Here is a 12,321-nt window from a genome sequence, read left to right on the forward strand (position 1 = left end):
CTATTTGGGCTCTCGTCTGGAATGCCGGTCCCGGTTGACGGTCTTGTGCGCCATGGATGACCTGCGCCTGGGGCCCCGGCTCCGCGCCGTACCCAGCGGTCCTCGGCAGTCCGCCGAGGGCTCCTGAACTGTGCAGCCGGACGACTAGGATGCCGGTCGGGGCGCCGAGGGATGGGCGTGGTGACCGTGTGGTGGGGCTCGCCGAGCCGTACGAAGGCTGGCCGCGTCGAAGGCGCTTTCCGCCCCTGTCCGCGCCCACGCCAATCAGACCCCAGGAGGTCTTCCGGTGACGTCAGCTCCGCGGCCGCCCGCTCCGAAGTCGGGTCCTCCTGCGCCACGTGAGCACTGGTACCAGCCACGTCGTTCCGGCTTCCGGTGGGAGCAGGAAGGGCTTGATCACGTCCGGCAGTTGATGCCGAGGGCCGAGCCGTACCGGGCGTGGGCGACGTTTCAGTTCACGGCGGACTCCGGCCGGGTCAACGAGTGCGACCTGCTGATCGCCGTGCCGGGCGGTCTGTATCTGGTGGAGCTGAAGGGGCACCCGGGGCGGGTGGTGAACCACGGGGACACGTGGCAGTTCCACGCCGACCGGGTGCGGACCTTGAAGAACCCGCTGCATCTCACCGATCTCAAGGCCAAGGAGCTCAAGGGCCGGCTGGAGCGGGCCGCGCGGGCCATGAAGGAGGACCCGAAGCGCATTCCGTACATCAAGCCTGCGGTCTTCCTCCATGACGCGGACCTGGTGAGCGAGCTGGACGAGTTCCAGCGCACGGCGGTCTTCGGGCGCAATGACGGTGCGAGCGGGCTGCCGGGCATCTGGGACGGTCTGCTGGCACTGCCGCCCGAGCGGGAGAGCCGGCGGGTCACCCCGCAGGATAGCCAGTTGCTCGAGAGGCTGATGAAGCGCATCGGCGTCAGTCAGTCGACGGCTCATCTCCGCTTCGGGGACGGCTGGCGCCTGGAGCCGCGGGCCCTGGATGCCGGGCCCGGATGGGAGGACCGTCTCGCCGTACGCGACGACGGCCTGGTCCAGGAAGCTGGCCGGGTCAGGATCTATCTGGCCGGCGAGGCCGCCTCCGGGCAGCAGCGGCGCCGCGTTGACCGGGCGGCCCGCCGCGAGTACCAGGTGCTGCAGGGCATCAACCACCGCGGCATCGTGCAGGCCGTGCAGATCTACGAGCACCAGGGCGGCCCGGCGATCCTGTTCCGGCACCGTGAGGCGGATCTGCGTCTGGACGCCTACTTGGACGCGTACGGGGGCCGGCTCACTCCGTCGGTCCGCCTGGATCTGGTGCGGCAGCTGGCCGAGGCCGTGCGTTACGCCCACAATCGGTCGCTCTACCACCGTGCCCTCTCCGCCCGCTCGGTGTACGTCTCCGCGCGGGAGGACGGCAGCGAACCGGTCCTGCGTATCGCGGACTGGCAGACCGCGGCCCGCGACTTTGAGACGTCTCTGCACCGGTCGCTCGGGGACACACCGCTGGATGCCGGCCTGATCGCGGACATCGCCCAGGTGTATCTCGCCCCCGAGACGGATCAGGAGTTCGCCGATCCTGTCGACCTCGACGTCTTCGGCCTGGGCAGCCTCGCCTACCTCCTGCTGACCGGCCGCCCGCCCGCGGACCGGCGCAGCACCCTGGTCGACCGGCTGGCCGCCGAGGGCGGACTGCACCCGTACGCGGTGGCGGACAGCGTCTCGGCCGCCCTGGACGATGTGGTCTTCCAGTCGACCGCCGCCGACCTGCAGGAGCGGCTCTCGTCGCCCGACGACTTCCTGCGTCTCCTGGATGCCGCGGAGGCCGATGACGCACCGGCCGACCAGCCGGGGGGTGTGGTCGCGGATCCGCTGACCGTACAGCCCGGCCAGCCGCTGGACGGCATTTGGACGGTCACCCGGGTGCTGGGCACCGGAGCCACCGCACGTGCGCTTCTCGTGCGGCGCATGGAGGCCGATGGGCCGGCCGATCAGGATTTCCCGCGTGTCTTCAAGGTCGCCCTGGACCATGAGAAGGGCTCCCGTCTGTTCGCTGAGGCGGAGGCGCTCAAGGAGGTGGGCGGCGGCCACATCGCGAAGCTGCTCGCGGAGCCCCGCGAGGTGGCCGGCCGTACCGTCCTGGAGATCGAGTACGCCGGTGGATTCCGCCCACCGGGTGACCAGGACCCGGTCAGCCTCGGTTCCCGGCTGCGCGGTCAGGGGGCGCTGGGGTACGACCAGCTGGAGCGGTTCGGGAACGACCTCCTCGACGCGCTGGACAGTCTCGCCGCCCGTGGGGTGCGCCACCGGGACATCAAGCCGGACAACCTGGGGCTGTTCAAGCGCAGTGACGGTTCCTGGCAGCTGATGCTGTTCGACTTCTCGCTGGCGAACGCCCCCGACCAGGACGTCCACGCGGGCACGCGCGGCTATCTCGATCCGTTTCTGGGTGACAGCCGCCGGGCTCGTTACGATGATCACGCCGAGTGGTACGCCGCCGCCGTGACCCTGCACGAGATGGCGTCCGGTGAACGCCCGGTGTGGGGGGACGGCCAGGGTGACCCGCGCACCGTCCTCGACGCCACGCTGTACGTGGCGCGTGAACTGTTCGATCCGGCACTCAGCGACGGGCTGACCGCCTTCTTCGAGCGCGCCCTGCACCGGGACGTAGAGGAGCGCTACGACAGCCTGCGCCAGATGACTGAGGCATGGCGGCAGTTGTTCCGGACGGCGGACTCGGCCCGCCCGGCGACCACTCCGGCCACCGTCGGTGTGAACGCCGAGGACGTCGAGGACGCACGCGAACAGGCGGCCGCAGCTGCGGGCCTGACGACTCCGCTGGAGGCCGCCGGGCTGTCGCCGCGGGCCGTCTCCGTCGCGGCCGGGCTGGGTGCGGCCACGGTCGACGCGCTGCTGGACATCCCGCCCCACACGATCTCCCGCGCCCGTGGCGCGGGCAACGTGATCCGTAAGGAACTCAACCGGCGCCACCGTCAGTGGACGCACGACCTGCGCAGGAAGCCCGCGCCCAAGGCACTCGCTCCGGTCGCCGCGGACGCTCCCGAGGTTGCGCTGGAGTCGGTGGACACGCTGGTGACCCGCCTCGCTCCGGCGCAGGGCAACAGCCGCACCAAGCCGCGGCCCGACGTCGTACGTGCCACCCTTCAGCTTCCGGACGCCGAGCTGCTGGAGCCATGGCCCGCCCAGTCGGCCATCGCGAAGGCGCTAGGTGTCAGCCAGACCACTGTTTCGAAGAACCAGCTCGCCGCGATCGAGCAGTGGGCGCTCCTGCCGTGGCTCGGCCGTATCCGCGACGAGCTGGTGACGATCCTGGCCGAGCAGGGCAGGGTCATGACGGCCGAGGAGCTCGCGACCGAGTTGCGTGCCCGGCACGGTGCGGGGGACGCCAGTCCCGCCGACACCCTGGGCATGGCGCTCGCCGTGGTCCGTGCGGCGGCTGAGACCGAGGCCCGCAGACGGCCCGATGACACGGGTGGTGCCGCGGTCGAGGCCCCGGCCAGGCTGGCCGTGCTACGGCGTGCGGGGCGCGTCGTCCTGGCGCTGGAGGACCAGCCGGGCGCTGATGACCCGACGCCGGTCGAGCTGGCCGAGTACGCGGCACGCCTCGGCGAGGCCGCGACGGCGGTGGCGTACCGGGACCCGCTGCCGGGCCGGGCGACCGTGCTGCGTGAGCTGCGCGCGGTGAAGGCGCCTGACGGAATAGTGCCGCCGGCCGATACGCGGTTGGTGGAGCTTGCCGCGGCCCTGGCCCGTGGCGTTGGTTTCTCCCCGCGGCTGGAGCTCTTTCCGCTGGATCTCGATCTGCCGCGTGCCCTGCGGATCTCGCAAGCGCCTGCCGGGGTGCGGGCCCACGTCGGCATCTCCACTACCGATCTGCTGGCCCGGGTCCGCTCCCGGTTCCCCGGTCTGGCGGTCCTGGCCGACACCACGTACGTCGAGTTGGCGGAGGCCCTGACGCAGGCGGACTTCCCGCTCGAATACGTGGCGCAGCGCAAGCGTTTCCTGCCGCGCGCCCCGGAGCCGCGGGGGAGCCGTCACGAGGTGTCCGTTTCGGCGCTCACCAGCACGGGCACTCTGATCGCCGCAGCGCAGGGCGACCTGGCGAAGGGGCGGGACCCCCGCCAGGTGCTCGCCGCACGGCTGGACACCGCTCGTAGGCGAGGCGGCTTCCTGGCGCTGACGTTCAAGGGTGCGGAACTCCCGGGTCTGGCCACCAGGTTGGCTGTTCGCTACGGAGTGGTTCCGGTCTCGCTCGACGAGCTGTTCCTCACCGCGATGCGCGAACTGGCCGAGGAACAGGGGGTGCGGTGGCCCGCGCTGCTGAAGGCGGACGCGAAGTTCGCGGCCACCGGGATCATCGGTGCTGCGCTCGCGTCCTACACCCGTCTCGCGGCGGAGCGCGTGACTGAACGCGTCACCGCGCTCGCCGAGCAGGCGGGTCCGCGCACGGTGCTCCTGGCTCATCAGGCCGGTATGGCCGCCCGCTACTGGGAGGCCGGAGGCCGCGGGCTCCTCGTCGCGTTGCAGGAGGCCGCCCGGCGTCCCGCGGACGCCCCGCACGGCCTGTGGCTGCTCGTACCGGCGGAGGACGCGCACGCGACACCGGCGCTGGACGGACGCACGGTCGATGTCGTGGACCGGGCGAGCGAGTGGGCCGTACTGGACGGGCTGTCGCTGAAGGAGTTGCGGGCGGAGGCGGTGGCGTAGCGATCCCTCGCCGCCCTTGCCAGCTGCGGAGAGGGTCCCGTCCCCGGAGCTCGGGCCCCGGGCTTCGAGGCCCAAGCGCCGGTATCCGAGCTTTGACAGGCTCCGTTCACTCCTTCGTGGGTACGCGGAGGGGCCCGGCCCGAGTCTTGGGCCTCGGGACCTGAGCGTCGGGACCCGCGCAGGACCCCGCCACGGATCCGGCACCCGCGGAGGCCTCCGGCGTCGAGCGCGCTATCCCGGCCCAAGTGACGTGCCTTCGTGAGCAGTTGAAGTTGCGTTGACGAACCCTCACCCCGCACCTGCGCGATCACCATATGATCCCCAGGGTGTCGAACCGTTCGGTAGAGGACCACTTCGCCAGCGCCGCAGAGCGCCACTTCCGGGATGCCGAGTACCTCCAGGACGACGGCAGGTGGCCCAACGCGGACCACCATCTCGGCTTCGCTGCGGAGTGTGCGCTCAAGAGCCTCTTGCTGCTCTTCACCGAGGCGAGCTTGGACCCCAAGCCGAATGGCAAACCGGCCAAGATGCCTTGGATACGTAAAGAGACCGGGGGGACGCAGGAGTACGGGCACCTGCCCTGGACCGAGACTGACCTGGCGGTGCTTGCCCACGGCCAGCTGGGCAATCAACTGCTCGTCGCTCTGGAGAACCACCTCGACGCCTTCGGGAACTGGAGCGAGCAGGACCGCTACCTGCACTGCGAGCACATCACCGAGGAGACGGTCGCGGCGCTCTACGAAGCGACCCGCGCCATCGTCGGCCTGCACGAGTCCGCCCTGATCAACGGAAGCCTGTCATGAGCCCCCGCACCACCCCCGTCCGCTTCGACGAAGCCGGACCGCTTGCCCTCTCCCTCGCCCGCTCCGTGGCCGACGAGGAGTTCATGGTGCTGCTCGTGAGGGACGTGCGGGGACGGTTCACCCTGATCGTCGACGACCGCGAGCAGTCGGTGGACGAGAACCGGCGCGAACGCTGGCACGCCGCACTGGTCGAGCAGCTCACCCCTTACGTCACGGGCCGCCCGCTCACCCTCGCCTCGCAGATGATCACCGCCGACGCCCTGCTGAACTCCAAGCGAGCGGCGCCCGACACCCTGCGCCCCTCCGGCGGCGCGGGCAGCGTCCGGCTCCTCGACAACACCGTGGTCGGCGAGGACTGGGCCAATGTGTCCACACCCGGGCCCGAGGTCGACGGCACCCGCACCCATCGCACTGCCCTGTACGGCTTCAAGGGTGGTGTGGGCCGCACGACGGCGACCGCGATGCTGGCCCGCAGGCTGGCCGACGACGGCAACATCGTGCTCGTCGTCGACCTTGACCTGGAGTCCCCGGGAGCGGGCCCACTGCTCGCGGGCCCGAACGGGCTGCCCCGCAACGGGATCGTGGACCATCTCGTCGAGGCTGCCGTGGGCAGTGCCGACGGGCTGGAGCTGGTGACCCGTACCGGTTACGCCCCGCGCAGCCGCAGCGGCGAACTGTGGGTGGCGCCCGCGCGCGGGCAGGGGACGGACGGAGTCCCGTACGCGTACGTCGACAAGCTCAACCGCGTCTACGCCGATCTCCCGGGCTCCTCCTTCGCCGACCGACTGGCCGACGCGGTCGAGGCTTGCGAGAGGGCGGTGACGCTCGGGGACAGCGGCCGTCGGCCTGACGTGGTGCTCCTGGACAGCCGGGCCGGTATCCACGACGTGGCCGCCGTCACCATCTCCCGCCTGTGCGACCTCGCGCTCCTCTTTGGTGCGGACAGCGCCCAGACCTGGGCGGGCTACGGCGACCTCTTCGCGGCCTGGCAGTCCTCGGGCCGGGCCCCGGACATCCGCGAGAAGCTCCGCATGGTCGCGTCGATGGTGCCGGACACCGTGCACCACTCTATGGACGACTATCTGGACGCCTTCACGGCCCGTTCGTACGAGTGCTTCACCGCGCTCTACGACGAGCTGGCGCCGGGGGAGCCGCCCAGCGCGGCGGATGAGGGTGCCCGATACGCATTCGCGCCGAGCGAGAAGGATGACTCGGCTCCGCACCACCCGATCCCCGTCCTCTTCGAGCCCGGCTTGGTGGGACTGGGCGCGGGCGACTCCCGCAACTGGCAGGACCGCGCGTTCGTCAAGGCCGCGTACGGTGAATTCCTGGACACCGCCGTCCGGCTGATCACGGCCGGCCCCGGCGACGAGGAAGGGACGCGATGACCGATCCGCTCACCGCGCGCGAGTACCGCGACCTGCTGTCGGACGCGTTGCGGGACGCCACGGAGGCCGACACTCGGCGGCCGACCGCGCACACCCTGTTCATGCCGGACGCGCACCGCACCGCCCTCTACGTCGACAACACAGTGGTGCAGGGCGGGCGGGGCGTCGGCAAGACGTTCTGGTACCGCTCGCTGCTCGACGGCGACCTGCGGGGCTTCGCGGCCGACGAGTACCGCATCGCACGCCTGCGGAGACTGAACGTCGCCCCAGGCCACGGTATGGACCTGAACTCCGCCCGCTACCCTGGGCAGTTCATCCTGCGGTCCCTGATCGAGGCCGGCACACCGCCGTACGAGATCTGGTACACGGTGCTGCTGACCGCGCTGGGCCAGCCTGAGCTGCGGGATCTGCCCGAGTGGAGCGACAAGGTCGCCTGGGTGCGGATGAACCCCGGCCAGGCCCAGCGCACCATCGAGCAGGCCGACCAGCAGGCGCACGAGGAGAACACCGTCCACCTGCTCCTCTTCGACGCCCTGGAGCACCTGCACGGCGAGCGAGAGCAGGCCGACCGGCTGGTCGCAGGCATTCTCCAGCTTGCTCTTCAGATGCGGTTCGGCACGCGGAACATCCGCTTCAAGGTATTCATCCGGCCGGACATGTTCGACGGCGCGAAACACCACTTCCCCGACGCCTCCAAGCTCTCCGGCAACGCGGCACGGCTCGAGTGGTCGCAGACCGACCTGTTCGGCCTCCTCTTCCACTGCATGGGCAACGAGGGGGCCGAGCCGTCGGAACGCTTCCGCAAGCTCACCGGCGGCTGGGAGGACGCCGGCGGACTGCGGTACGTACCGCCGATGGCGCTTCGCAACGAGGAGCGGGCGCAGACCGAGCTGTTCGAGCAGATCGCCGATCCCTACATGGGCGCGAACTTCCGCAAGGGACGGCCCTACACCTGGCTCCCCAACCACCTCATGGACGGTCGAGAGCAGGTCAGCCCCCGCAGCTTCCTGCACGCCCTGAGCACAGCGGCCGAAGCGACCCGCTCCGAGCGCCCGTCCCACAACCGGGCCCTGCACCACGAAGCCATCCGCAAGGGGGTGCAGGCGGCCTCGGAGACCCGGGTGTACGAGGTCAGCGAGGACACCCCGTGGGTGAAGCTGGCCATAGAGCCGCTCAGCGGCTGCCAGGTCCCCATCGAGGAGGCCAGGGTGATCGAGGTGTGGAAGGAGCACGGGCTGCCCGCCGCCTTGCACGGCGAGTCCGCCCGGTACGCACAGACCGACGGCCCCGACCACGTCCGCACCGGCCCCCGTCACCCCGACGACCTTCCCCGCCTGATCGAGGAACTGATCGCCCTGGGCGTGATGAGCCGCCGCAGCGACGTGCGCCTGGACCTGCCGGATGTGTACCGGATCGCGTTCCGGGTGGGGCGTCGGGGCGGGGTGCCGATGTCGGCGGGGTGACGGCTGCGGGCCTCAGCTCCCGGGAGCCCTGTCCGGGCTGGCAGGATGGCGGTATGCATACTCCGCGTATGCGTACGCGTATGCGTACGCATATGCCGTGAGGTCACGGCAGGCTCGTCAGGGATGGGAGAGGTTCCGCCGGTGTCGTCCGAGGAAGACCGTACGAGGGCCGGGTCGCTCGACCAGGCTGCCCTGCTCAAGGACCTGCAACGGCAGGTCGTGCTTCTGCAGGAGGACCTCAGGGAGCGCACGGAGTCGGAGCAGGAGTACGCGACGGCCCTGCACGCCGAGTACGACCGCGCCCTGTTGTCCGAACGCACCGGCTCCCCGTACGAGACGTGGCGTGACGAGCGTGTGGTGCAGATCGCGGCAGCCTGGATTCTGGCCTGCGTCTTCGTCCGCTTCAGCGAGGACAACGGCCTGACCCCCGACGCCTGGCTCTCCGGCCCTGGGGAGCGCCTGGCGGAGGCGCAGGACCGTCACGACGACTTCTTCCGGCGCAGCCCCGAGCTGAACGACCGCGACTGGCTCACGGAGTCGTTCGGCGCCCTCGCCGACGAGCACACGACCGCGGCCGGCCTCTTCGACCGCCGTCACAACCCGCTGTGGGAGGTCACGCCGTCCTACGAGGCGGCGACCCGGCTGCTGGCGTTCTGGCGCGAACGCGGTGCGGACGGTGAGGTCCGCTACGACTTCTCCGACCCCGAGCTGAACACCCGCTTCCTCGGCGACCTGTACCAAGACCTCTCCGAGCACGCCCGCAAGACGTACGCCCTGCTCCAGACCCCGGTGTTCGTCGAGGAGTTCATCCTCGATCTGACGCTGGACCCGGCGATTGAGGAGTTCGGCCTCGACCCGGTCTGGAAGCACAGGCCGGACGGCTGGCACGGCGAACTCACGGACGGCGAGGTCCGCGGCCTGCGCTGCATCGACCCGGCCTGCGGCTCGGGCCACTTCCTGCTCGGAATGTTCGCGCGCGTCCTGGCAAAGTGGCGCGAGATGGAGCCCGGCACGGACGACTGGGTCCTGATCCGCCGCGCCCTGGAGTCGGTCCACGGCGCGGACAAGAACCCGTTCGCGGCGTCCATCGCCCGTTTCCGCCTGCTGGTGGCGGCACTGAAGGAGTGCGGCGTAAGGGAGTTGCGCGGCGCCCCGGAGATGCCGATCCGCGTGGCAGTGGGGGACTCGCTGCTGCACGGCCGGGGGGCGGAGAGCGTCACGGAGTCGCTGTTCGCGGAGCGGGAGACGTTCTACTACCGCACAGAGGACGCGCAGGAGTACGCACGGGACGTGGACCTGCTCGGGCGGGGGACGTACCACGTGGTGGTGGCGAATCCGCCGTATATCACGGTGAAGGACAAGCAGGAGAATGCCAACTACAAGGCTGCGTACAGCGCTTGCTACCGCCAGTACGCCCTGTCGGTGCCGTTCGCCCAGCGGATCTTCGAGCTTGCGGTACGGGCGGGCGGTGGCGAGCGCACTGGTGGCTTCACGGGGCAGATCACCGCGAACTCTTTCATGAAGCGGGAGTTCGGGAAGAAGCTGATCGAGGAGTTCTTCCCGAAGGTGGACCTGACGCACGTGATCGACACGTCGGGGGCCTTTATCCCGGGGCACGGGACGCCGACGGCCATTCTGGCTGGGCGGAACCAGAACCAGTTGCAGGCGGACAAGATCCGGGCCGTGCTGGGCGTGCGGGGGGAGCCGAGTCAGCCGGATGATGCGGCGCGGGGGCTGGTGTGGCAGGCGATCGTTAAGCAGGTGGGGAGGGCGGGGAGCGAGTCGGATTGGGTTTCGGTGGAGGACTTGGAGAGGCGCCGTCTTGCAGTCTTTCCATGGTCGCTGTCTGGAGGTGGCGCAGGCGGCCTCTTCGAGAAGATCGGCTCTGCTGCCGAACGTCGGCTCATTGCCCTCACCGACGATTTGGGGTTCGTCAGCATCACAGGCGACGACGATTCCTTCGTCGTTCCCCGGGCAACGGTCGCCCGGGAGCCCGAGCTCCCCTCTCGCGCGCTGGTTTCCGGCGAGCTTGTCCGTGACTTTGGTGTCCGCTCGGAGGATGTAGTCCTGTGGCCCTATGATGATGATTTTGAGCCAGTCGCTTTCGGTGACAAGCACCCGATGTACCGCCGCCTGTGGCGAACGCGAGCCACTCTCAATTCACGAAAACGTTTCGGTATCGCGGTGCAGGATATTGAGGGCATCTCGTGGATGGAATTCCGGGAGTTTTATTTCCGAAGGTTGAAGCCTCCCATTTTCCTGACCTACCCGTTTGTTTCTACGCATAACAATTTCTCGCTCGTTCAAAATGAAGTAGCGTGTATTCGTACCGCGCCAGTCGTCAAGTTTCCTGAGGGGGCTAGTGAGGAGCAGTATCTGGAGCTGCTGGGGGTTCTGAATTCCTCAACGGCCTGCTTCTGGCTGAAGCAGGTGAGCCATGATAAGGGAATTCGTGGCGAAGGAGGGGGATTTACCAGCGATGATTGGGAGCGATTTTATGAATTCACTGGAACCAAGCTCCAGGAGTTCCCGCTGCCCGCTCTACTTCCGCTCGTGTATGGCCGGGAACTCGATGCCCTAGCCCAGAAGCTAGCTACGTACGAGCCATCAGCTCTTGCGTCTGACACCGTCCCGACTCGTGCCGCGCTCGGCGCGGCGCGGGCCGAGCAGGTCGCGATCCGTGCCCGGATGATGGGGGTGCAGGAGGAACTGGACTGGACCGTCTACGAGGCCTATGGCCTCCTCACGCCGGTAGAGGTTGCCCGGACCACGCTCCCCCGTGAGCCCGCCGAACTGACCGATGCCGACGTGCCACAGCTAGCTCTCGGACAGCGTGCGTTCGAGATTGCGCTAGCGCGCAGAGTGCGCGACGAGGAGGCCGAGACCACCTGGTTCGAGAGGCACCGCTCCACGCCGATCACCGAGATTCCCGCCGAATGGCCCGACGCCTACAAGAACGTCGTCCAGGCCCGCCTCGACCTCATCGAGTCCCACAAGGACATCCGACTCATCGAGCGCCCCGAATACAAGCGCCGCTGGTCTACTGAACCCTGGGAGAAGCGCGAAGCCGCCGCCCTGCGTGCCTGGCTGCTCGACGCTGCCGAGCGCAAGGACCTGTGGTTCGAGGAGCGCGACGAGTTCACGTCCCCGCGCCCCCTTACCGTGAGCCAGCTCGCCGACGCCCTCCGCCATGACGAGGACGTCCAGTCCGTCGCCGCCATCTATGCGGCCGACCACCTCGGCAAGCGGGACGCCTCCCTGGCGACCGTGCTCGCCGCTGTGATCGAGCCCGAGCACGTCCCGTACCTCAGCGTCCTGCGCTACAAGGAGACTGGTCTCCGCAAGCGCGTGCAGTGGGAGCAGGTCTGGGAGCACCAGCGCGAGGAGGACCGTACCGGGCAGCGGCTCGACATCACGGTCCCGCCGAAGTACACGGGCGCCGACTTCCTAAGGCACTCCTACTGGTCGAACCGGGGAAAGCTCGATGTCCCCAAGGAGCGGTTCATCTCCTACCCGGACGCGTCCACCGACAACGATCAGTCTCTCCTGCTCGGTTGGGCCGGCTGGAACCACCGGGAGCAGGCCGAGACCCTGGCCAACCTCGTCCATGACCGTGTGGAGAAGGACGGCTGGCCGAAGGATGACCCCCGCTTCGTGCCCCTTCTCGCTGGTCTCCAGGAGGCCATGCCCTGGGTGCACCAGTGGTACGACGAGTTCGACGCGGAGTGGGACGGTAACCCGGCCGAGGAGTTCCAGAGCGCCCTCAACCTGGGCCGTACCGAACGCCACCTTTCCGAGTCCGACCTGCGTGACTGGCGCCCCGATAAGAGGCGAGGCGGCCTCAAGAAGGCCGCCAAGTAAGTCCTTATCACGCACATGTGGGCGGGACCGGAATCCGGACCCGCCCACATGTGCGTAAAGACGTGTCAGCCGCGCGAGCCATCCGCACGAACAGCGCCCACCTC

Annotated in this window: 5 protein-coding genes; all 5 read left to right on the forward strand. The window is 69.2% G+C overall.

The annotated features are described in order from the left end of the window. The first annotated feature begins 286 nt into the window (after positions 1–286). The 5 genes from pglW (at position 287) to pglX (ending at position 12,217) form a co-directional block, all read left to right on the forward strand. Positions 287–4,702 (forward strand): BREX system serine/threonine kinase PglW, encoded by a 4,416-nt coding sequence (gene pglW, locus OG758_RS28420; protein ID WP_326712550.1) that lies wholly within the window; start codon positions 287–289, stop codon positions 4,700–4,702. Between the two features lie 326 nt (positions 4,703–5,028). Beyond that, positions 5,029–5,505 (forward strand): hypothetical protein, encoded by a 477-nt coding sequence (locus OG758_RS28425; RefSeq protein WP_326712551.1) that lies wholly within the window; start codon positions 5,029–5,031, stop codon positions 5,503–5,505. Continuing rightward, positions 5,502–6,893 carry a KGGVGR-motif variant AAA ATPase gene (locus OG758_RS28430; protein WP_326712552.1) on the forward strand — a complete coding sequence of 464 codons (1,392 nt, stop codon included), beginning with the start codon at positions 5,502–5,504 and terminating at the stop codon, positions 6,891–6,893. Before OG758_RS28425 ends, OG758_RS28430 begins: the two co-directional genes overlap by 4 nt. Next, entirely contained in the window at positions 6,890–8,356 is a 1,467-nt protein-coding gene (locus OG758_RS28435; protein WP_326712553.1) for a hypothetical protein, read from the forward strand. Before OG758_RS28430 ends, OG758_RS28435 begins: the two co-directional genes overlap by 4 nt. Before the next feature lie 141 nt (positions 8,357–8,497). Next, positions 8,498–12,217: a BREX-2 system adenine-specific DNA-methyltransferase PglX gene (gene pglX / locus OG758_RS28440; protein ID WP_326712554.1), complete on the forward strand. Its 3,720-nt coding sequence runs from the start codon at positions 8,498–8,500 to the stop codon at positions 12,215–12,217. The last annotated feature ends 104 nt before the right edge of the window (positions 12,218–12,321 follow it).

Origin of the sequence: Streptomyces sp. NBC_01474 (assembly GCF_035918215.1) — a bacterium.
GTDB classification, from domain to species: domain Bacteria; phylum Actinomycetota; class Actinomycetes; order Streptomycetales; family Streptomycetaceae; genus Streptomyces; species Streptomyces aureus.